Source organism: Ralstonia sp. Ralssp135 (assembly GCF_047304345.1).
In the GTDB taxonomy this organism is placed as follows: Bacteria; Pseudomonadota; Gammaproteobacteria; order Burkholderiales; family Burkholderiaceae; genus Ralstonia; species Ralstonia chuxiongensis.
Genome location: NZ_JBGLYZ010000036.1, coordinates 1 through 22,167, shown reverse-complemented (window position 1 = coordinate 22,167; position 22,167 = coordinate 1). Strand labels below are relative to the sequence as shown.

The following is a 22,167-nucleotide window of genomic DNA, read 5'->3' as shown; positions in this document are numbered from 1 at the left end:
AAACCTTCATATGGCGCGTGACCGATACGTCATAACGATGCCGCCAGGCGGGTGCCCTGGTTGATGGCGCGCTTGGCATCGAGTTCGAGTGCTTCGTCGGCGCCGCCAATGACGTGCACCTTGGCTCCGCCCGCCTGCAGCGGCTCGACCAATTCACGCAGCGGCTCCTGCCCTGCGCACAGCACGATGGAGTCGACCGCCAGCCATTCGGCGGCTTCGCGTTTTTCGCCATAGCTCACGAGCAGGCCTTCGTCGCCGATGCGCTCGTAGTTGACGCCACCCACCATGCGCACGCCCAGGTTCTTCAGGCTTGTGCGATGAATCCAGCCGGTGGTCTTGCCCAGCCCGCCGCCGAGTTTGCCGGCACGCCGCTGCAGCAGGACGATCTCGCGCGCGGGTGTTTGGGGTTCAGGGCGGATGCCATCCACACCGCCACGCACTTCGGTCGGATCACCGACGCCCCATTCAGCGCGCCACGTTTGCAGATCCAGCGTGGGCGAGTGGCCGTCAAGCGCGAGGAATTCCGCCACGTCAAAGCCGATGCCACCCGCACCGACAATCGCCACGCGCTTGCCCACTGGCTTGCGATGGCGCAGCACATCGATGTACGACAGCACGCTCGGATGGTCCTGCCCAGGGATCTTCGGATTGCGCGGCGACACGCCTGTCGCGATGATGATCTCGTCGTATTTGCCTGCCAGCAGTTGCTGCGCATCCACGCGCGCACCCAGGCGGGGCGTCACGCCGGTGGCCTCAACCCGGCGCTTGAAGTAACGCAGCATCTCGTGAAACTCTTCCTTGCCGGGAATCGTCTTGGCCATGTTCAACTGGCCGCCCAGTTCTGGCGCCGCGTCAAACAGGTCTACGGCGTGCCCGCGCTCGGCCAGCGTGATGGCTGCCGACAAGCCAGCAGGCCCCGCGCCCACCACCGCAAACCGCCGCTTGGCGGGCGTCGGGCGGATGATGAGTTCGGTCTCATGACAAGCGCGCGGGTTGACGAGGCAGCTCGCAATCTTGGCCTTGAATGCGTGGTCCAGGCACGCCTGGTTGCAGGCGATGCAGGTGTTGATGTCCTGCGCGCGGTTTGTTGCGGCCTTGCGTACGAAGTCGGCATCAGCCAGCAGCGGGCGCGCCATTGAGACCATGTCGGCGCAGCCATCGGCCAGCACGGCCTCCGCCACCTCCGGCGTGTTGATGCGGTTGGACGTCACCAGTGGAATGCCGACCTCGCCCTTCATCTTCTTCGTCACCCACGCAAACGCTGCGCGCGGCACGCTCGTCGCGATGGTGGGAATGCGCGCCTCGTGCCAGCCGATGCCCGTATTGATGATGGTGGCGCCCGCGCGCTCCACGGCCTTGGCGAGCTGCACGACTTCTTCCCACGAGCTGCCGTCCGGGATCAGGTCGATCATCGACAGGCGATAGATGATGATGAAATCCTTGCCGACGGCTTCGCGCGTGCGTTGGACGATTTCCACGGGCAGGCGCATGCGGTTCGCATAGCTGCCGCCCCAGTCGTCCGTGCGCTTGTTGGTGTGCGTGACGAGAAACTGGTTGATGAAGTAGCCCTCGGAACCCATGATCTCGACGCCGTCGTAGCCGGCTTCACGGGCCAGTTGGGCGCAGCGCACGAAGGCGCGGATCTGCCGTTCGATACCGCGCGCTGACAACTCGCGTGGCGTGAACGGGCTGATGGGCGAACGCAACGCCGTGGGCGCCACCGCAAACGGGTGGTAGCCGTAGCGGCCGGTATGCAGGATCTGCAGGGCGATCTTGCCGCCTTCCTCGTGCACGGCGTTGGTGACCGTGCGGTGGCGGCGTGCGGCGCCATGCGTGGCGAGGCGCCCCGCAAAAGGCTTTGTCCACCCGGCAATGTTGGGTGCGAATCCGCCCGTGACCATCAGCCCGACATCGCCGCGTGCGCGCTCGGCAAAGTAGGCGGCCAGCCGGTCGAAGTGGTTGCCATCTTCCAGACCGGTGTGCATCGAGCCCATCAGCACGCGGTTCTTGAGCGTGGTGAAGCCTAGGTCGAGGGGCTGGAGCAGGTGGGGGTAAGGCGAGGAGGGCGTGGAGGAGGGCATGTCCGGCGCAGGGCACAGGCGCTGCGATGATGTGGAAACGCGCCGGACGGTAGCACCCAAGCGCCCGTTGGAACAACAGGGCGGGGTTCTAGATGTGTGGACTGCGCGTCAGGATTTTCCCGACTTCTTCGCGTCGTCTTCAGCAGGCTTGCCGAGCAGCGCTTTCAGGAGCTTGTTCTGGGGAATCGCCTTGCCGGTGCCCTGGCCGGGCTTGCCGGTGCGCTGGCTGCCGCGCTTGATGTTGTTGGCAATCTTGAGGCCCTTGAGTTTTTCGAGGTCTGTTTTCTTCACGATGGGGTCCGCAATGGGATACATGGGCTGCGTGTTACGCTCGGCAGGATACGCGAATTGCCAAACCCCCGGTCCGCCCGCGCCCGTTTTTCTGCATTTCCGCTACCGCATTGACCTCATTCACGCCGCCCGCCACGCCCGTTCCGGATCTGTTTCAGCCCAGCCTGCAAGACTGGGCCGAGCGGCCCGCGCAAGCGTTCGAGCACTGGTTGGCCGCACGCGGCTATCGCGAATCGTCGGCGACGGTGTATCGCGCGATGTGGCGCAAATGGCTGCGCTGGGCCGAGTCGCACCAGCGCGCATTGGCCGATTGGAGTGCCGGCGACATCGCTGCGTTTCTCGACGAGTCGGGCCTGACCAAGCTGCATCGCTACCGTTACGCGCGCCTGATCGAGCGCGTCTTCCATCAGATCGAGCAGCAACGGACTGGCACGCACAACCCTGCAAGCTCTGCGGTGCAGCAGAAGTTGGCCGAAGGTGAGAACGATCCGACCACGTTCCTTTCGTCGGCTGAACGTGCGGCAATTGAGGCGTCACTGGAAGTGGGTGCGCAGGCCAGCGAGGCCGCCGTCAACGCCAGCGCGTTCAAGCTGGCACGCGACCGCGCACTCGTAGCCGTGTGCCATGGCGCGGGGCTGAAGGTTGCGCAGGTGCAATCGCTGCTGCTCCGCCAAGTGGATGAGGCGCTGGAGGCGATCACCGTTGAGCGTCCGCGCGGCCCCTCATACAAGGCGCCTTTGCTCGAAGCTGCTCGCCCTGCGTTGGCGGCGTGGCTGGCGGTGCGCGCACACGCAGAAGTGCCGGGCGAGCGCGTGTTCGTTGCCGATTCCGGCGGGCGCGTCATGCACGCCGCGTCGGTGTACCGGCGTGTGGATGCTTGGCTGGCCGCGTTGCCGGCGTTGCTGCACCGCAGCGAGCGGCTGTCACCGCAGACGCTGCGCAACGGCTACACCGCCGCGCTGTTCGATGCAGGCGCAGACCCTGCTGAGGTGGGGTACGCACTGGGCTTGCGCGATGCGACTTCGGCGTGGCGTCTGCGCGCCGCCTATGCTGAGTGGCAGGCGGCTGCCCATCCCGACGGCCGGCCGTAGTGCCTTTTGGGCAACCAGAGCTTCAAACTGACCGCGAGCCGTTGGCAGGCTTTGCTATGATCGCGCTGTTTTGCGCGCTGCGGAGCAGGTCGACGCAGCGTAGAACGACGATGCCGGGTTCAAACCGGCACGCTAGCTCTCTCCTTCCTCGATACCTCGCACCCCATGACAGAAACCATTCTGCTGACCGGCGCTACCGGCTACATCGCCTCGCACACCTGGGTTGAACTGTTGGATGCGGGCTACCAGGTAATCGGCCTCGACAACCTCTGCAACAGCAGCTCGACTGTGCTGTCCCGCATCGAGCAGATCACCGCCAAGACACCCAAGTTCGTTCAGGGCGACGTACGTGACCGGCGCCTGCTCGACGACCTGTTTGCCAGTTCGCGTATCTCGGCTGTCATTCACTTTGCGGCGCTCAAGTCGGTGGGCGAATCGGTGCAGAAGCCGCTGGCCTATTACGACAACAATATGGGCGGACTGGTCACGCTGTGCGCGGCCATGGCGAATGCGAATGTGCGCCAGCTCGTATTCAGCTCGTCGGCAACGGTGTATGGCAATCCGCATACCGTGCCGATTACCGAATCGTTTCCGCTGTCGGCCACCAATCCGTATGGCCAGACCAAGGTGATGGGCGAGCAGGTGCTGCGCGATCTGGAGATTTCCAACGCCGCCTGGCAAATCGCTTATCTGCGTTATTTCAACCCGGTGGGGGCGCATCACAGCGGCCTGATCGGCGAAGACCCGCGCGGCATCCCCAACAATCTGATGCCGTACGTGGCCCAGGTGGCGGTCGGCAAGCGAGAGAAGCTCTCGATTTACGGCGGCGACTGGCCCACGCCCGACGGTACCGGCGTGCGCGACTACATCCATGTGGTGGATCTGGCGCGCGGGCATCTGTCGGCGCTCGACACGCTGCGCCGTGACAACCGCGGTTTTACCGTCAACCTCGGCACGGGCCGCGGGTATTCGGTTCTGGAAGTCGTGGAGGCTTATAAGCGCGCCAGCGGCAAGCCGGTGCCGTATCAGATTGTGGACCGCCGCCCCGGCGACATTGCCGCATGCTATGCCGATCCGGCACTGGCGGCCTCGCTCTTGGGATGGCGCGCGCAATACGGCATCGAGCGCATGTGTGAAGACTCGTGGCGTTGGCAGAGCATGAATCCGGACGGCTTTCAGACCCGTGGTTGATTCATTGAACGGATCGAACCAACAGGAGACGCCCCTTCGTGGATGAGGCGTTCATCGCTCACCTGATCAGTGCGCTGGCGCACGCATTGTTGCCTGCGTTGCTGCCATTTGTCGTGGCGTGCGGCGCGGGCAGTTTGCTGCTGAGATTGCTCGATGACTTGCGCAGCGCGATGGCCCCGCGCACGCGCGTGCCGCTGGTCATGACGGCGCTGATCTCGGCGGTTGGGCTATGGGCGGTGCCGCTGCTGCCGCTGCTTGCGCATTGGCCACTGCACGAAGACACCGCCGTGCTTGTGATGACGCTGGCTTCGTTCTGCTGGAGCCTGGCCGTTGCGGCATTGTGGTGTGTGCTGGGCGGTCGTGCAGGTCTGATGCGCGCCATGTTGCTTGGCGTGTTGCTGAGCGTAAGCGGGCCGATCGCGGTGTTGCTGCTGGCCGGCGTGACAAGCTTCAGCGCCACCGCTTGGGAAGACGCTGGGCTGCTGGCTATCGTTATGGTGCTGTCGTCCATGGGGTGTGCGGCGGCGCTGCAGTTTGCGCTTTCGGCACGATCGGGGGCGACGGGGGTGGCGGTGCGTCGCCCTGGCGTGAGTCTGTTTTTGAGCGTGCTGTTTGGCGCCGCGCTGACGGTGGATGCCGTGTACACGGCGTCGCTTGCAGGCTCGTTTTCACCGCTTTCCGCCATGCCGGGCAATGCGCCCGTAGGGTTGCGGTTATTGCTGGTGATTGGCACGGTTGCAACGGTGCTGGCAGCGCTGCTGCTGGGCTATCGGGACCGCGCTACGGGCGACACTGCCACCGCCATCTCGGCGCGCGAAATTCGTCTGCGCAAGGAAACCGTGCAGGCACTCAACGACCTGGAGCAGAGCTATCGCCGCCGCGAAGCAGAGCTCGTTGCACGTCATCAACTGCTGCTCGACGGCGCAGATGTCGGCCTTTGGGAGTTCGATCTGGTCACGCGTGCCGCGCAGTTTTCCGCGCGCTTTGCCGACATGCTGGGCTACTCGCTCAAGGAGATCGGCCCAAGCACGAGCGAGTATCTCCGCCTTGTGTATCCGGACGATCTGCCCATGGTGCTCAATCGCATCCAAGCACATGTTGACGGCAACACACCCGCATACGTGGCGGAATTCCGCATGCGGCACAAGGATGGCAGCTATCGCCAGATTGCTGCGCACGGCGTTGCAGTGCGGGACGCCGGTGGCCATGCCGTGCGCATGGCAGGGTCGCATATCGAGGTGGCGGCAAAAGTAGCCTCGGCAGAGTTTGCCGTGGCGTCTTCTTCAACTTCCGTCGACGCGCCCGAAACGCTGCGTCGCCATGGCTTGTGGGAGTCCTGGACACCTGTCGATCATCCCCCGGCGGAAGCTGCTCCACCGCAAACGGAATCGACATCAACGCCCGTGCCCGCCACGACCTCCACTGGCGGCACGCTTCCGAGCATCAATCCTGACGCCTTGCGCTGAGGCGTTTTCTTTCCCTTTCTCGCTGGCGAACGGGCGCTTGAGTACATGCCCTACTCAAGTTTTTCGCGTTTGTGTTCGATAGCTCAAGCAGAGCGCGTGTAATCGCGCCAGGGGAGCGCCGCGAACGGCATTTGTGCCATGCGCGGACAAAAGAAACGCTTGGAGGGAAGGAAGATGAATCGACTCACGCTTCGTCAGAAGCTGTGGCTGCCGCTCGTCCTGAGCTGGCTTTGTCTGTTGTTGATTACGTTGTGGAGCGCCTGGGAAACCCGCACCCTGCGTCTGGAAGAACGCGAGCGCGACTTGCAGAACATCAGTGAATCCGTATTCAGCATCATCAAGGACTACGGACAGATGGCGCAAGACGGCAAGCTCACCGCCGACGAAGCGCGCGCCCAGGCCCTCGCGCGCATCAAGGTGATCCGCTACGGTAAGGATGGCTATTTCAGCATCAACCAGACCAACTCGGTGATGGTGATGCACCCGATCAAAGCCGAAATGAACGGCAAGGACATGTCGGGTTTTACCGATCCGGCAGGGAATCATCTGTTCCAGGAAATCTCTCGCGCGGGCAAGAGCGGCGGCGGTTTTGTCGATTATCTATGGCCGAAGCCCGGCGCGGAGGCGCCGCAGCCGAAGAAGAGCTACGTGCTGTATTACCAGCCGTGGGATTGGTGCCTCGTCACGGGCACCTACATGGACGACATCACGACCGCATTCCACGCCTCGCTCCTCAAGGCACTGGGGCTGCTGTTTGGCGTCGGCTTGCTGATGACGGTGGTGGTCGTGGCCGTTACGCGCAGCCTGCAGCGCCAGTTGGGGGGCGAGCCAGCCTATGCCGCCCATATTGCCGGCCGCATCGCCGCGGGTGATCTGGCTGTGCAAGTTGAAACCCGCTCGGGGGACCGCGACAGCATGCTGTTCGCCATGTCTCAGATGCAACAGCAACTGACCGGCACGATTGGCGACATCAAGAATTCGGCGGATTCCATTGCCAGTGCCACCAAGCAGATTGCCGCCGGCAATGCCGACCTGTCGCAGCGTACTGAGCAGCAGGCCTCGTCGCTGGAGGAAACGGCGTCGAGCATGGAAGAGCTGACGAGCATCGTGAAGCAGAACGCTGATAACGCGCGTCAGGCAAGCACGCTGGCCGTCAACGCGTCGGATATTGCGGTCAAGGGCGGTGAGGTGGTCGGGCGCGTGGTCGAGACCATGTCCGGCATCAACGAGAGCAGCAAGAAGATTGCCGACATCATCGGTGTGATCGAGGGCATCGCCTTCCAAACCAACATCCTTGCGCTGAACGCTGCCGTAGAGGCGGCCCGCGCGGGCGAGCAGGGCCGTGGCTTTGCCGTGGTGGCGGGCGAGGTGCGCAGCCTGGCGCAACGCTCAGCAAGTGCGGCCAAGGAGATCAAGGAACTGATCGGCGATTCGGTGGGTCGTGTGCAGAACGGCTCGGCGCTGGTGGAAGAGGCCGGCGTGGTGATCCAGGATGTGGTGACTGCTGTGAAGCGCGTGACCGACATCATGGGCGAGATTTCCGCGGCGTCTGACGAGCAGAGTTCCGGCATCGAACAGGTTAACCAGGCTGTGAATCAGATGGACGAAGTGACGCAGCAGAATGCCGCGCTCGTGGAGCAAGCGGCGGCCGCAGCGCTGTCCCTGGAAGAGCAGGCGCAATTGCTGCGCACGGCAGTGGGGCGCTTCCAGGTATAACCCCGCTTGACCTCTGTCACGCAGAAATGCAAAAGGCCGGCAAATTCGCCGGCCTTTCTCTTCTGTGGTTTCCGGCTCGCCTCTTTGTGCGGGCTCGGAATGCTGCGCTGAAAGCGCTGCTCAGGCAACCAGAAAATCCTCCATCTTCCGGCCCGACGACAACTCCTTTACCAGCCAGCCCGGGCGCTTGCCACGACCCGTCCAGGTATTGCCATTGTTGTCGCGGTAACGCACCGGCACCTTGCGGCCAGCCTTCTTCGAGGCCACTGCGCCCTTGGCGCCAAAACCGAGGTCTTCGGCGGTCAGGCCGTATTCCACGATCTTGTGTTTGATTTCAGCAATCACCGTTGCTTGTTCATTTGCCCGGAGTTCATCGGCTTGGCGCTGCAGTTCAGAGATCTTCTGAACGATTTCCTTGTAAGTCGGCATTATGGATTCCTCAACTTTGCAATTGAAACATGGGCACGCTCCCCGTAGCCCACGGCATTATAACGACTTTGCAGGTGAGAATTGAATTTCGTTAAGACCTCATGTCAACGGCGTGGATTTTTTGCTGCGCCGCTTTTGCGCAAACCTGTATGTGGCGGGCGTTTGCGGGGTGTGTCGAAATCGTAAACATATGAACCGTTGCAAAACCATTGGGCTGTATTGCAGTCGATGCAGCGCACTCTCTACGCAATCCCAACACAATTCCTTTCTTATGTGACTGCTTCATTGCTTCGGCAATCGCATCTACCATTCACCTAATATTTCCGAATATGAAGGTGAAAGGTTGCTGAAAGGTTGTGTCGAATGCATCAAGCCGGCGCATTTTCTATGCCGCCTTTTCGAGCTTGAGTGTTCAGGCGTACTCCATTCCAAGCAAGCCCTGAAAATCCTTGGCCGGCATGGGGCGGGCCAGAAGATAGCCCTGCACCTGATCGCATTGCAGATTCACCAGTGCCTGCATTTGCGCTTGGGTTTCCACGCCCTCTGCAACCACCGTCATGTCCAGCGAGTGCGCCATCGCACAAATGGCACGAATGATGGCAGCTGCCTCGGGTGGGTTGTCGTCGAGCGCAGAGACGAACGCGCGATCGATTTTGATCTGCTGGGCGCGAAAGCGCTGCAGATAACTGAGGCTGGAATAACCGGTGCCGAAATCGTCGATGGCCACCTCGAAGCCGAGCGACTGGATCTGACGAATGGCGGCAATGCTCTGGCCGGCATCGCGCATGGCCGCCGTCTCGGTAATCTCGAACATCAACCGATGCGCGGCAACCTGATAGCGATGCAGGATCTGCGACAGACGCTGCACGAGATCGGGCTGCTGGAACTGCCGTGGCGAGAGGTTGACGGCAATGCGCTGCGGCGGCATGCCGAGGGCGTCCCAATGCATGATCTGGCGGCAGACTTCTTCGACCACCCAGTCGCCAAGTTCGACGATGGTGCCGGTGCGTTCGGCCAGCGGGATGAACTCCGCCGGAGACACGGGGCCGAGCTCCGGATGATTCCAGCGCAGCAGTGCTTCAGCGCCGGTCATGGCCTGGGTGTGCGCATCGTACTTCGGCTGGTAGTGCACCGAGAGCTGCCCGTTGAGCGCTGCATGCGAGAGCGCACGTTGAATCTGTAGCACGCGGTGCGCGGTGGTGTTCAGGCGTGGCTCGAAGAAGCGGTAGGCGTTGCCGGTGGACTGCTTGCAATCGAACATGGCCGTGTCGGCATGTTCAAGCAGCGTGTCTGCCGTCGCGCCGTTGTGCGGATGGACGACCACGCCAATGCTGGCGGTCGCGCGAAGGCGCCGGCCGTCCACCTCAACCGATTCACGCAGGCGGAACAGCAGCTTGTCGCCGATGGTAGCGGCAGATTCGGGTAGCGCCAGGCCTTCAACGAGGATGCCGAATTCGTCGCCGCCAAGGCGTGCCACGGTGTCTTCGCCGCGAATGGTCTGGCGTAGGCGCTCGGCAATGATCTGCAGCACGCGGTCGCCCGCGTTGCGGCCGTATTGATCGTTGATCTGGCCGAAGTTGTCGAGATCCAGATAGAAGAGGGCGAACGGACGCCCGCGCCGCGTGGATGACAAAATTGCCGCCTCCAGTGCTTCGCGTAGATGCAATCGGTTCGGCAGGCCGGTCAGCGTGTCGTGGAGTTGAGGCCGGGGCGTTTGGTTTGCCACGCGTGCCAATGATGCTTCCAGGTGCGCCTGCGCCGAGTCGACACGCGTTTCGAGCATCATCAGCACGGCATGCAAGCCCAGCGCGATCAACACACCGCCGGCGCTGAGCATGATGACGGGCACGATATGCATCGTCGACTCGTCTGCCGGCCATGCGGTGGCACCCGGCCACAACACAAGTGACAGCACAGCCGTTGTGGCCAGCACGGCCGCAGCGCGTGCACGCAGACCTACGGCAGCGCGGCGCTGGGCGGGTGGCATATGAAACGCCATACACATTGCCAGGCACACGCCTGCGCCAAGCACCAGCGTGCCGCCGCCCCAGCCCAGCAGGGCGCGGCGCAGCGGTAAGGCCCCGTCATGCGCCCAGGGACGCGTGAGATACAGCTCCATCGTCAACAGCCCGATGCCAAGCGCCACAGCGCCCATGGCAACGCTGCGTCGTTGCGGAGCCTGTGCGCCATTGGAGGACGACGTGTCCGGCAACACGATGGAGAAAGCCGCCAGCGATGCAGCCAGCGCAGTCATGAGCGTTGCCGCGATCGGCGCGGATATAGGTGTGCCGACCTGCCGATGCAGGCCAAGCTGGCCGAGCCAAAGCCCGGACCACAACCCAATGCCAAGAATGGCGGCGCAGGCAATGCGCCAGTTGCGGCGTTTTGCGACCGTCGAGCCCCCCGGCAGACGTGTCGCAGCGTCCAGTGCGGCAAACGTGGTCAGCCCTGTGCTGACCCACGCAAACAGCAGCAGCGCAATATGGAAATCGTTATGCATGCGAGCGCATCCGGCGCGGCCCCCCGATCTACGACCAGCGCCTAGTCTGTGTTTTGCGGCGAGGATAGCGCAAAAACCTGTCGTTTCAGGCCGCGAAAAGGTGCGTTTGTTGCGCGCTATTCACAGAATGCGTCGGAATCATTCGCGGCTACCGCCTCGCATCAAGCAGGCTTGCGGCGCCACGCCTGTCTTGAAGGATCGGCAGAAACCGCCGAAACGTGAGCCGGGTATACGCGGATGGCTCGACGCCCGTGATTGGGCGTCGGAAATCAGGCGAAGCAGGAGGGAAAGTCGAGCGCGAACTTACGCGTTAAGGCGGCCGCGCCGGCGTGAAGCCGGGGTGGCGGCACCTGCACGTTCCAGATCGACGCTGGGCAGCAGATGCAGCAGGCGCACGAGTTCTGACTGGCGATGTGTGCCGGTCTTGCGCAGGATGTCGCGGATATGCACGCGCACCGTGTGCAGCGAGAGGAATTCGCGCTCGGCAATTTCCTGCAGGGTTTCGCCCGCGGCCAGCCGCGCCGCGACGATGCATTCCTTGTTGGTCAGACCGAAGAGCGAGGCGAGTACGCCGGCGTCCATGACCGAGCGCGCCTCGGAGTTGCCGACGAGCACCAGCGCCAGCGGCGAAGCCCAGGTCGAACGCATTGCATCGGAAGGCGCGAGCGGCGTAGCAATGAAAGGCACCGGGCGGCCATCGCGCGCCAGGTACATCCACGAACCGGCCGCGCCTTGTACGCCGAGCGAGCCGGCGGCTTGTTCGATAAGGTTGCGCAGTGCAGCGTCGTGCGTGTGATCTGCCGAATGCAGCATGCCGCCATCGAGCGACAGACGGTCGTCGCCCGTCGTCATCGTGCGCGCCCAGGCATTGGCGTATTTCACGCGCATGGTGCGCTCGATGACCATCACGCCGAAGTCCAGCGTATCCAGGCCGGCCATCCCGAGTGCGGCGAGTTCGTTCAGCTCCAGATTGCGCTGCTGCATGCGCGCAGCCCGCTGCAGGTGCGGCAGCACGCGTTGAAGGCGTGTCTCGCGCTCGATGGCGCTGACTTCCGACACATCGTCGTCGCGCGTGCGCAGACGCATCGTGACGCACATGTCGGGCGTATCGATCAGGGTCATCGAGGCCGACGGCGTCTCTTCAGGTTGCCCGGCGTTGATCAGTTGCGGGTCCTGGCAGAAGGCGTTGCAGTGACCTGGTTGCGGGCAGTGCTGGCACCAGCCCGACGAAACGCCGTGACGCGGCGTGTCGGTGTGCTTATCCCAGACGAAATAGTGTGCGCTTTCGGCGCCGGCGTAGACGGAGAGCAGGGCCAGGGCGATCGGCATCTGCGCAGGCTCGAGTACCGCCTCGTAGATGGTATCGACGAGTCGATGGAATTCTGCGTCATCCGATAGACGTTGCAGCATGATGGCCCCCGGTGCGTATTGCGACAGCTCAGAGTGCATTCCCTTGCTGTCGGCGTGTTGCGGCGTGATGCCGCCGTCGCTGTCATGATTATTGTTGTTCTGCGCGACTTCTGTGGTAATCGGCAACTCTTTGGAAAAACTTAACATTCCGCTTTTGATGCTCCCAAATTCCGGCGGCGATGTATCCCCCCCTTGAGAGGGGAGTATGGTCGACTTTCAGCGCTGAAAATATAAAAAATATAAAAATTAGTTCACATGTTCACGATTTCAGCGCGGGTCAGTTGAACTGGTAGGTATAGGCTGCGTTGAACCGCAGGCTGCGCGAGCTTGAGTTGATCGGTGTGTCGCCAACCGGTCGCGCGATGGCGAGGTCCAGCGTGTAGTACTTCCGATCGGAGAAGCGCACCCCCAGCGCGATCGACCCGAGCTGATCATGCACGAGCGTGCCTGCGTTTGAATAGACCTTTGCGGTGTCGTACAGCACGTAGGGCTGCAGGGTTTTCAGGTAATCCATCGATACCTGGAAGGCACGGTTGAGTTCGATCGACGCGCCCCAGCCGCGATCACCCGCCACTTCACCGGCCGGATAGGCGAGGCCGAAGAAGCGCCCGCCAAAGCTGATCTGTTCCGACGATGGCAGTACCGCGCCGCTGTACTGCGCGGCTCCCGACACCACCACGCCAAAACCCAGGGGCAGGTCGTGGGCTTCGCTGGCGGTGATGCGCGTGCGCAGGAAGCTCAGGTCGACGTTGTTGTTGACCGATTTGCCTGCACCGAGGCTGTTGATGCCTTGGTAAATGCCAAGCGAAGCACGGCGCGTTTCACCGGGTTTCACTTCGGTGTACAGCGCTTCGGCGCCGGCCACGCGCACCTTGGCATCCAGTTCAGTTTGAGCAAAACCGGGGTTTTGCGGCGTATAGCGCTGCTTGTCGTCGTTGCCGTAGAAAGTGCCCGTCACCGTCAGGTTGCGCGAGTTCGACAGCAACACCGGATAGCTCAACGACAACCCAAGCCGCTGCGTGTCGGTCAGGTAGCGCGACTGATAGCCCAGTTGCTCCAGCGGCAGATTTTCGGGCATGCCGCGATAGTGTGACCACGTGAGCTTGGCAAGCAGCCCATCGGTGCCGATCGGCTGCGCCCAGGTTGCGGAATAGAACGTCTCGTGATCCGACCCACGCGGTTGCAGCGTCGAGACGGTGATCTGCTCACCCAGCGGCGTCACGCTATTGAGCGTGCCCGTGATGATCGCCCGCACACCCGGCGAGCGGTATTCGACGCCCGTGCCGATGGTGTACGGCTGGCGCTTGACGTTCAACACGAGTTCGCTCGCGCCATCGGTGGTGGTGGGCGGCTGCACGGTCGCGGTGATCTGCACGCCGGGTTGCAGCGCGAGCACACCAGTTACACGCTCGAAGGTTTCGCGGCGCAGGGGTTTTTCATTCATCAGGCGCTGCGAGATTTCGCGCAGGCGGCCTTCCAATGGGCCGGGCGTGCCCTCGATGCGCATGCGGGCCACATAGCCTTCAACCACCGTGACGCGCACGACGCCGCCTTCAAACGTCTGTGCCGGCACAAACGCAAACGAGAGCGGGAAACCGCGGTCGGCATACAGCTTGGTGACATCGTTCGCGGCCTGCAGCAGTTGCGCGACGGTGATGTCATGCCCGGCCAACGGCGCGAAATGCGCGGCCACCTCGGGGAACGGCAGCGTCTTGACGCCTTCGATCTGGAACTTGGTCGGTGTGAGATGCGTGGCAAGCAGATTTTCCAGCGCCGGATTCGGCCGCTGCACTTCTACCTGGATCTTCTGCTGGGGCGGGCGGGAGGTATCGACCTTGGGAAGCGTGTCGATCGGGTTGCCTTGGTTGGGGCTGCTTTGTGCCCAGCTCAGTGCCGGGCCGGTCAGTGCTACGCCTGTGGCCAGGGCCAACCGCATGGTGGTGGTCCGCACGCCTGTCTCCTCCGTGGTTTTCGTTTGTGGTGTCGCGAAGCGGTGCAGCCGCGCGTTGGATCAAACGATAACCGCGAGACATGGTGCTTTACAACAAGACACATAGAGGGAGCGTTCACGCGACGCAACGGCCCAAGTAAATACTGGGATGCGTCGGTGCGTGCCAGCCAGCCCAATGACGATGCCGCGTTGCGCGGCATCGGTGCGTTTGAAACGTGACAGCGGCGGACTGGCGTGATAGCCGGTCCGCCGAAGCGCAGAGCGTGGATCAGCGGGGCGTGCCGCCCAGTGCGGTGCCCACCGTGCCCAGCAGACCGCCCACCGCGCCAGTGATCGGCGCCAGCGGTGTCGCCCCGCCGGCCGACGCCAAGCCTGTGCCTACCGTGGTGACCACGTTGCCAACCGGAGCAGTGAGCGTGCTGACGGGGCCGAGCGGGTTGCTGGCCCCGCCGGCTGCGCCGCCCAGGCCGCCCAGTGCGCTAGTGATGGGAGCGAGCGGGTTGGAGCCACCAGCGCCGCCAAGACCACCAAGTGCGCCGGTGATCGGAGCGAGCGGGTTGCTGCCGCCCGTCGCGCCACCCAGGCCGCCCACCAAGCCTGTGATCGGAGCCAACGGATTGGCACCACCAGCGCCGCCAAGACCGCCGAGTGCGCCGGTGATCGGAGCGAGCGGGTTGCTGCCGCCCGTCGCGCCCCCAAGGCCGCCCAGCAAGCCCGTGATCGGAGCCAGCGGATTGGAGCCGCCAGCGCCGCCAAGGCCGCCGAGGCCTCCAAGTGCGCCAGTGATCGGAGCGAGCGGGTTGCCGCCCGATGCCGTCGGCGAATACACCACGCCGCCGAGCGCGGCAACCGTGTTGCCCGTGGCCGTCACCACGCCACCCAGGCCGCTCACCACCGGAACGTTCGCTGCAGTGAGGGTGGTGCCGCCATTGGCCACCGCGCCACCAATCGTGCCCAGCAGCGTGTTTGCCGGCGAGCCGAGGCCCGTGGCAGCGCCCAGCGTCTGTGTACCGCTGGTGATCTGCGAAGTCAGCGGCACGATGGCGGTGCTCAGTTGCTGCGTGAGTTGTTCCACCGGGCCGGTCGACAGGGCCGTGCCCAGCGTGCTGCCGCCATTGGCGACCGCTTGGCCGACTTGCGTGACCACGCCTGCCAGCGGTGTCGTCACCGGAGCCAGCGGCGCCAGCGGGCCAGTGCCGAGGTTATTGACCAGCGTGCCGGCGCTCGTGACCGTGTTGCCTGCGCCAGTCACCACATTCCCGAGGCTGGAAACCGTGGTGCCCACCGGATTAGCGTTGCGGCCGATGCTGCCCAACCCGTCTTGAATGCCAGTGCCCAGTGCCGAGACTGTCGCGCCGGCATTTTCGACCACGCCGCCCAGCCCGCTTTGCACGCCGCTCAGTTGCGAGGGCAGCGGTGCGGTGGCGATGGTATTGCCAAGGCCGCTCACCGTCGAGCCAGCCGCCGTGACGACGCCGCCTGCATTGTTGAGCACGGCGCCAGCCGGCGTCAGCGGAGCCGGTGCCGGCGTCGGGCTGGGGGACGGCGAAGGCGAGGGCGACGGGGAGGGCGACGGAGACGGTGAAGGCGACGGCGTGGAGCCGCTGCCGCTGTTATTCGAGCCGCTGCCGTTGGAGCCGCCCAGCGAGCTGCCCATGTCGCCGGAGCCGGAGCTGGCGCAACCACCCAAAACCAGCAGGCTTGCCATGGTGGCGGCCAGGCACTTGATGTTCTTATTCATGATGGATCTCCCGTTTTAAAAGTCCGCTTTAGTCAGCTGGAAAATGTCTCACTGTCGATGTGAGGTGGCCGGACTCTGCAAACGGTGTGCCATGTCGCCATTATTACGCATTGCGTAATGGGGTATCGGAATTTGCTGCGTTTGGCTCAATAAAAATGGAGGGATTGTGAAAACTAATCAGAATATGGGATTTACATACCCCACCAAAGTGGGGGTTAAACGTTTGCTTAGAGGGTTATGTCCGAGGCGAATGTGTTCCCGTGTCACGTTACGTCGTAACGCTCGGAACACGGATTTGGATGGGAAACAGTCTGTGTTCAGGGTTGGCTGACACCTGGCGCGCTGCCTACAAAACCAATAACCACGCCGTCCTTTGAAAACTGAATCCGGTTTCTACTGCGCCTGGCATGCCATTTGCAGAATGTGGCCCGCAGTCCGCAATACCGAGCTCAGACATCAAGACACATCATTCCAAGAAGGGGACGGACCATGACTCACATTCGACACTCCATTCGCATTGCGCCGTTGGCCTGCGCTGTTGCCGCTCTCATGCTGGCGGCTTGCTCTTCGGGAGGCTCCGGCTCCGGCAGTTCGCCGAATCCGAGCCCGAGCGACACGACAGGCGTGACGCCCGTCGGCAAGGTCGCAAACGGCACCGGCAACACCGTTGTGGCGACCGGCCAGGCAGTCAGCAGCCTCGGCTCGACGCTCCAAAACGCAAACATTCCCGGCCTGTCGGACCAAGCCAAGGCTGGCCTCGGCGGCACCGTGGACAACACTGGCAAAGCGGTCAGCGATCTCGGCCTGGGCGTCCAGACCGGGCTCGGCAAGATGGGCCAGAACCCGAACCCGATCGGCACGACGGTGGCCAGCACCGGCAATGTCGTGACGGATCTCGGCCAGGCGACCGTAAGCGCCGGCTCCCTCGTGCAGGGCCTTGGCCAAGGCTCTGGCGCACCGCTCGCACCGATCACCCAACCGGTGGGCGGCGGCGTTCAGCAGATCGGCCAGGCGCTGATCGGCGGCGGCACGCTGCTGGGCAGCGCGCTGTCTTCTGGCGCGGTTCAGCAGGTGACGCAGCAACTGAGCACGGCGATCGTGCCGGTTACCACGCAGGTCAGCGGCGCCACCCAGATGATTGGCGATTCGACGGGCCTGGGCGGAGCCCTGAACAACCTGCTGGGGACCGTTGGCGGCGGCGTGGCCGGCGCCGGCAACACCATCACCGGGACGGGTGTGCCGGTGGTCTCGAACCTGGGCCCGGTGGTGACTTCACTCGGCACCACGGTTGCGGCAATCGGCGGCGTCGCCACGACCGGCGGTTCGGCGGGCAGCAATCCGCTGGGAGGCTTGCTCGGCGGCGTGGGCGGCGGCACCGGCGGCACGAATCCGCTGGCTCCGTTGACCGGCTTGCTGGGCGGCGCATCTGGCGGTTCCAACCCCCTGGCCCCTGTCACGGGCCTGCTGGGCGGCGCAGCCGGTGGCAGCAACCCGCTGGCCCCCGTCACCAACCTGCTGAGCGGCGCGACTAGCGCGGCCGGCGGCGCATCGGGCAGCAATCCGCTGGCCCCTGTAACCAACTTGCTGGGCGGCGTTGGCAGCCTGGCGCACTGAGCAGTACCTGTCTGTGCTCTTGAAGGTGCGCGGGCGTGTTCCCGTCGCTCGCGCATCCTTTTTTTGCCTAGACAGACATGGGGAGCGTTCAGACCGGCCCCGAGGATTAATGGGAAACCCGTCCAGATAATTGATCTAGTCTTAGGGTCATTAGGGGATTTCCATTGGTTTTCAGAGGGTTGGCACGTCTTTAACGAAATTAAATAGAGAATTCACTCTAATTTGAGGCAAGTACCTCAATTGAGTTATTTTGTTTGCGGCACCGCACGCCTATAAAGTTGTTACGGGGTGTTACGTGACATACGTGACATATCCAAAAAAAATGAATGCCCATGGGGGGCGTGTGGTGATCATCGGGCGCGTTCGGGACGCTTCGTTCGGTGATGTTTTAATTCCGTTCCATTAGTGGAACGGCGCGAACGGCGAGATTTTTTTGCTGCTCGTGTCATCGCAGTAAATCCCCATGCGTTTTATCCGTTATTAGTAAATATGAACTGGCTAAGGTTGGAGCGCCGAAAGCTGGTCGGGATCAACACATCCGCGGGCGAGTGCAAACAGGAGAGAGATCATGAAGAACGCCATTCTGAAGTTCATCCGTGACGAACAAGGTGCCACTGCCGTCGAGTACGGCATGATCGCTGGCCTCATCGCAGCAGCGATCGTGACGATCGTGTCCACGCTCGGTACCAAGCTTGAGAGCGTGTTTGCGTCCATCTGCCAAGCCGTCAACAAGAACGTGGCTTGCTAGCAACCTGGTACGGCCACGTCGATACGCCAGGCTGGGCAGCGATCGTAGTCCTTTCATTAGTTGCAATTGCGCAGGATTTCCGTTCTAGACGGGTGCCGAACTGGCTCGTCGCTGCGGGGGTTGTGCTGTCCGTCACCCTGATCAAGTTCGGCGGGGTACAGGCGCTTGCCTATGACTGGCAGGACTTCTGGCTCGGCGGATCGATCGCGTTTGCCTGCTTTCTGCCGCTGTACGCCCTCGGCTGGATGGGCGCCGGCGACGTGAAGTTCTTCACTGTCGTCGGCCTGCTGGCAGGCTGGCATGGCCTCGTGGCCGTATGGCTTATCTCGAGTATGATTTCCGGCCTGCACGCGCTCGCCATCATGGTGTTACGCCAGTTCGACGCGTCGTCGCCACCTGCGTGGATCGTGATGCGCGTGTGCCCAGCGATCGTGCGTTGGGACACCGCTCAGGCAGGGCGCCGCGGTATCCCGTACGCCGCCTATATGGCAATCGGGTTGCTGAGCCTGCCGTGGGTGCCGTCAGTGATGCGGATGCCGTGGCTGCCGGGCATGTAGTTCAGACAGTTGAAGCGTTGAACAAGAGCCGCCAAGCGGCCAGCCTATAAGAAAGGAGTCGGCCATGCCGACATTGCAACGGGAACGGGAGGGTGCTCGTACGCGCCCGAAAGTCCGCACGCATGGCGTCCGCCGCCCCCGGCGGCACGGCAGCCGCGGCGCAGCTTCAGTCGAATTTGCCGTCGTCGTGCCGGTGCTGCTGGTGCTCATGCTTGGCATCGTGTACTACGGCATGATCCTCGCCATGCAGCAGGCGCTGACCCTGGCGGCGGAAGAGGGCGCACGCGCCGCGCTCCGCTATCAGCCTTCCAACACGCAACGCGTGGCAGCTGCCTATGCGGCCGTGACGTCGGTACTCCCCACGTTCCTTACCGGGCGGGTGCAGACCAATCAGAACAGCACCCCGCTCGTGAATTGCCAGAACGTGGCAGGCATGCAATGCCTGAGCGTGGTCCTGACGTTGCCCGTGACCTCCGGCAATAACCCGTTGCTGCCTTCGATACCCCTGTTGCCCGCGCCGGACACATTGACGGGTTCAGCCGTCGTGCAGCTGGTGCCTGGCTCCTGACACTTTTCAGTTCGCTGACCCTCTCGATCGACCGCTCGGACACGCCGCCCAGATGACCAGCAAACACCTCCAGATCTTCGCCGCCGCACTGTTGCTGCTGGCCGCCATTCTTGGCGCCGTGGCATGGAAGACGGCGCATCGCCCGCCGGCACCCGTGGCCGAGCAGAAAGATGGCAAAGCCGTCTATCCCGTGGTCGTGACCACGAAACCGCTGGAGGCGGGCAAGCCCATCACCGCAGACCAGGTGGCCGTCGAGCAACTGCCCATCAATCCGGCGGAGGCGTTTTCGGAGGTGACGAAGGTGGTCGGGCGTGAACCCATTCTGCCGGTCGGCGTCGGTGTGCCGTTGATTGCCTCGCAACTGTCGTCGGGCCTCGCTCAGCAGGTGGAGGCCGGGCAGCGCGCGGTGGCCATCAACGTGGATGAGGTGATCGGTGTGGGCAACCGCGTGATGCCGGGCGATTATGTCGACGTGTTCCTGGTGATGCGCAAGGATGGCCAGGAGGTCGAAGACAGCCAGGCACGCCTGCTGTTGCCGCACCTGCGTGTCCTGGCGTTTGGCCCGCTGGCCGTCAATGAAGGGGCGCAGAAGCAGCCCGAGAACAACGGGGTCACGCGCAAGGTCGATCAAGCCAAGACGGCCGTGCTGGCAGTGCCGGTGGAAGCGGTCAGCCAGTTGGCGATGGCACATCAGAGCGGTCGCCTGCTGCTGGCGCTGCGCAACCCGGGGGACGACGCCGAGCCGACCGTGAAGCCGCAGGACGCAGCCCTGCTGGCTGCCGCGAACCGCAATCCGATGGACGTGGCACAGGCCGGGGTATCCCTTGCCAGCCTGACTGGCGCGGCGCGCCGCTCGCCGGTGCTTCAGGTGCCGCCGCTGCCCGTAGTGGCGTCAACGCGTGCGATCGCACGAGCCAATACGGTCGCCACCGGCGGCGTAGAAATCATCCGCGCAGGAAAACGTGAGGAGCAACATGACTGATGCCGCCATGGTTCGCGGTTGGATGAGCGTACTCGCGTTGGGTTGCGCCGCCTTGGTGCCGAGCGCATTTGCCGAGACGGCACCCACCGGCCAGACGCTTCATCTCCTGACGGGCAGTCAGCGCGAAATTCGCCTGGGCAAGCCGCTAGAGCGCATTGCCATCGGCAACCCTGAAATTGCCGATGCGTTGCTGCTCAAGGGGCGCGGCACGGCCACGAGCGTTTTGATCATCGCGAAGAAGCCGGGCGCGGCCAACGTGATGGTCTGGACGCAAGGCGGCGTTGCGACGACTTACAACGTCCAAGTGGACGCCGTGGCGCCTCTGCCTGGCGACCCGGCCGTGGTTGCGCAAGGCGATAGCGCGGTCGTGTCCGGCCAGCCTAAAGATGTCTACGCGCTTGCCCGTGCGCGCCGCTCGGCCGCCGCAGCCAGCGGCGGGGAAAAACCTAAAGACGGCAACGTCATCGACACCACCTCGATGAACGTGCCGGGCACGGTGCAAGTCGACGTGCGCGTGGTGGAGTTCAGCAAGACGGTGCTCAAGGAAGCGGGTTTCTCCTTCACCCGCACACGTGGCGGTTTCAGCTTCAGCACGTTTTCTCCATCATCGCTGACCAAATACACATTCGGCTCGACAGGGTTGTCGACCGAATCGACCATGCCGATCGGCTCCGCATTCAACCTGCTGATCGGATCAGTCAGCAAGGGGCTCTTTGGCAACCTGAGTTTGATGGAATCGAACGGCATGGCGCGCGTGCTGGCCGAGCCAAGCCTGGTTGCCCTGTCAGGCCAGAGCGCCAACTTCCTGGCCGGCGGCGAGATTCCGATTCCCGTGCCGCAAGCGCTGGGTACCACCACCATCGAGTACAAGCCGTTCGGCATCGGGCTGACGGTCTCACCGACGATCCTGTCGGAAAACCGCATCGCCCTGAAAGTGGCGCCCGAAGCGAGCGACCTGGATTTCAGCCGAGGCATCACGCTTAATGGCGCAACGGTGCCGGCCATCGTCACGCGCCGTGCCGATACGACCGTTGAACTCGGCGATGGCGAGAGCTTTGTCATCGGCGGGCTGGTCAGCCGATCGACGCTGTCCAACGTCGACAAGGTGCCGTTCCTGGGCGACGTGCCGATCATCGGGACGTTCTTCAAACGCCTGAACTACAACCAGGAAGAGCGGGAGTTGGTGATCATCGTCACGCCGCATCTGGTCAAGCCGATGGCACGCAATGCGCCGATCGACAAGATGCTGCCGGGACAGAGCGGCGGGCGGGATCGCGATACCGCAGGCGACGCTGTGTGGCGGCCGTTTGCCCTGGGGGTGGCAGATCCGGCCACCATGCCCGGGTTCTCGAAGTAAGGGGCCGGCATGGATTACTTCCTTCTGCACGGCGGCGCGCGTGGTGGTATGCAGGGCGACGCCCAGGCGGCAGCTGTGCACCGCTGGCTGGCTGGGGCGATTCGCGAGCTGGGCGTGCTAGTGGCTGAGACGACCGGTCACGACGCATTCATTGAGCAGATTGGCGCAGTGAACCCCGAAGTCGTGTTCGTGCGCTTTGCCTCGTCGCCCACGCTCATTGACGTGCCAGATCACGACCAAAAGTTGGGCGAGGGCGCCGACGCCATCAACGAGGCGACGCAACTGGTCGCGCAACTCACGCGGTTGTTTCCGGGCTTGCCGCTCGTGGCTGTGGGTTCCGCTGCCGATGGCCGCGCGATGCTGGCTGCCTTGCGCGCAGGGGTGAAGGATTTCGTCGATGTGGACGGCGCACCGGCCGAGGCCGTGCGCGTGGTGCGCCGCCTGCTGGCGGAGCGCGCATCGGCTGAGCCGACC

17 protein-coding genes and 1 pseudogene are annotated in these 22,167 nt (G+C 63.4%); 11 read left to right on the top strand and 7 right to left on the bottom strand.

The features are described 5' to 3' along the window. Positions 1–29 precede the first annotated feature (29 nt). Complete coding sequence (locus ACCD03_RS20450; RefSeq protein WP_413412707.1) at positions 30–2,081, bottom strand: FAD-dependent oxidoreductase; 2,052 nt, start codon at positions 2,079–2,081, stop codon at positions 30–32. Between the two features lie 108 nt (positions 2,082–2,189). Next, a complete protein-coding gene (locus tag ACCD03_RS20445; RefSeq protein ID WP_082075940.1) occupies positions 2,190–2,396 on the bottom strand; it encodes a hypothetical protein in 207 nt (68 codons plus the stop codon). A gap of 86 nt (positions 2,397–2,482) precedes the next feature. Here ACCD03_RS20445 and ACCD03_RS20440 point away from each other — a divergent pair, with 86 nt between their 5' ends. The 4 genes from ACCD03_RS20440 (at position 2,483) to ACCD03_RS20425 (ending at position 7,836) form a co-directional block, all read left to right on the top strand. Then, the gene (locus ACCD03_RS20440) at positions 2,483–3,463 is read left to right on the top strand and encodes a tyrosine-type recombinase/integrase (protein ID WP_413412706.1); all 981 of its coding nucleotides are present in this window, start codon (positions 2,483–2,485) and stop codon (positions 3,461–3,463) included. A 165-nt stretch (positions 3,464–3,628) separates the two neighbouring features. Beyond that, a complete protein-coding gene (gene galE, locus ACCD03_RS20435) occupies positions 3,629–4,654 on the top strand; it encodes a UDP-glucose 4-epimerase GalE (RefSeq protein ID WP_413412705.1) in 1,026 nt (341 codons plus the stop codon). Between the two features lie 38 nt (positions 4,655–4,692). After that, complete coding sequence (locus ACCD03_RS20430) at positions 4,693–6,120, top strand: PAS domain-containing protein (RefSeq protein ID WP_413412704.1); 1,428 nt, start codon at positions 4,693–4,695, stop codon at positions 6,118–6,120. A 174-nt stretch (positions 6,121–6,294) separates the two neighbouring features. Further along, a complete protein-coding gene (locus ACCD03_RS20425; protein WP_045201547.1) occupies positions 6,295–7,836 on the top strand; it encodes a methyl-accepting chemotaxis protein in 1,542 nt (513 codons plus the stop codon). A 120-nt stretch (positions 7,837–7,956) separates the two neighbouring features. Here the strand turns inward: ACCD03_RS20425 and ACCD03_RS20420 are convergent, their stop codons facing one another. From ACCD03_RS20420 to ACCD03_RS20400, 5 genes are all read right to left on the bottom strand, one after another. Then, entirely contained in the window at positions 7,957–8,265 is a 309-nt protein-coding gene (locus tag ACCD03_RS20420; RefSeq protein WP_004627393.1) for an H-NS family nucleoid-associated regulatory protein, read from the bottom strand. A 412-nt stretch (positions 8,266–8,677) separates the two neighbouring features. Next, positions 8,678–10,765 (bottom strand): bifunctional diguanylate cyclase/phosphodiesterase, encoded by a 2,088-nt coding sequence (locus tag ACCD03_RS20415; RefSeq protein WP_325651405.1) that lies wholly within the window; start codon positions 10,763–10,765, stop codon positions 8,678–8,680. Positions 10,766–11,068: 303 nt separating this feature from the next. Next, the gene (locus tag ACCD03_RS20410) at positions 11,069–12,322 is read right to left on the bottom strand and encodes a helix-turn-helix transcriptional regulator (protein ID WP_413412703.1); all 1,254 of its coding nucleotides are present in this window, start codon (positions 12,320–12,322) and stop codon (positions 11,069–11,071) included. A 130-nt stretch (positions 12,323–12,452) separates the two neighbouring features. Next, a complete protein-coding gene (locus ACCD03_RS20405) occupies positions 12,453–14,126 on the bottom strand; it encodes a ShlB/FhaC/HecB family hemolysin secretion/activation protein (RefSeq protein WP_413412702.1) in 1,674 nt (557 codons plus the stop codon). Between the two features lie 268 nt (positions 14,127–14,394). Beyond that, the gene (locus ACCD03_RS20400) at positions 14,395–15,867 is read right to left on the bottom strand and encodes a collagen-like triple helix repeat-containing protein (protein ID WP_413412701.1); all 1,473 of its coding nucleotides are present in this window, start codon (positions 15,865–15,867) and stop codon (positions 14,395–14,397) included. Positions 15,868–16,356: 489 nt separating this feature from the next. Here ACCD03_RS20400 and ACCD03_RS20395 point away from each other — a divergent pair, with 489 nt between their 5' ends. The 7 genes and pseudogenes from ACCD03_RS20395 to ACCD03_RS20365 form a co-directional block, all read left to right on the top strand. Then, the gene (locus ACCD03_RS20395; protein ID WP_045201537.1) at positions 16,357–17,481 is read left to right on the top strand and encodes a collagen-like triple helix repeat-containing protein; all 1,125 of its coding nucleotides are present in this window, start codon (positions 16,357–16,359) and stop codon (positions 17,479–17,481) included. A gap of 568 nt (positions 17,482–18,049) precedes the next feature. Further along, positions 18,050–18,229, top strand: a complete 180-nt coding sequence (locus ACCD03_RS20390) for a Flp family type IVb pilin (protein ID WP_024978683.1) — start codon at positions 18,050–18,052, stop codon at positions 18,227–18,229. Positions 18,230–18,321: 92 nt separating this feature from the next. Then, complete coding sequence (locus ACCD03_RS20385) at positions 18,322–18,786, top strand: prepilin peptidase (RefSeq protein WP_325649476.1); 465 nt, start codon at positions 18,322–18,324, stop codon at positions 18,784–18,786. 64 nt (positions 18,787–18,850) lie between these two features. Next, positions 18,851–19,354: a TadE/TadG family type IV pilus assembly protein gene (locus ACCD03_RS20380; protein ID WP_253534582.1), complete on the top strand. Its 504-nt coding sequence runs from the start codon at positions 18,851–18,853 to the stop codon at positions 19,352–19,354. A gap of 52 nt (positions 19,355–19,406) precedes the next feature. Further along, positions 19,407–20,336, top strand: coding sequence for a Flp pilus assembly protein CpaB (gene cpaB / locus ACCD03_RS20375; RefSeq protein ID WP_413412700.1), 930 nt, complete (start codon positions 19,407–19,409; stop codon positions 20,334–20,336). Next, positions 20,329–21,693, top strand: a complete 1,365-nt coding sequence (locus ACCD03_RS20370; protein ID WP_413412699.1) for a type II and III secretion system protein family protein — start codon at positions 20,329–20,331, stop codon at positions 21,691–21,693. The genes cpaB and ACCD03_RS20370 overlap by 8 nt, the downstream gene beginning before the upstream one ends. A 9-nt stretch (positions 21,694–21,702) precedes the next feature. Further along, positions 21,703–22,167 (top strand): annotated as a pseudogene (locus ACCD03_RS20365) (pilus assembly protein); the annotation flags it as partial.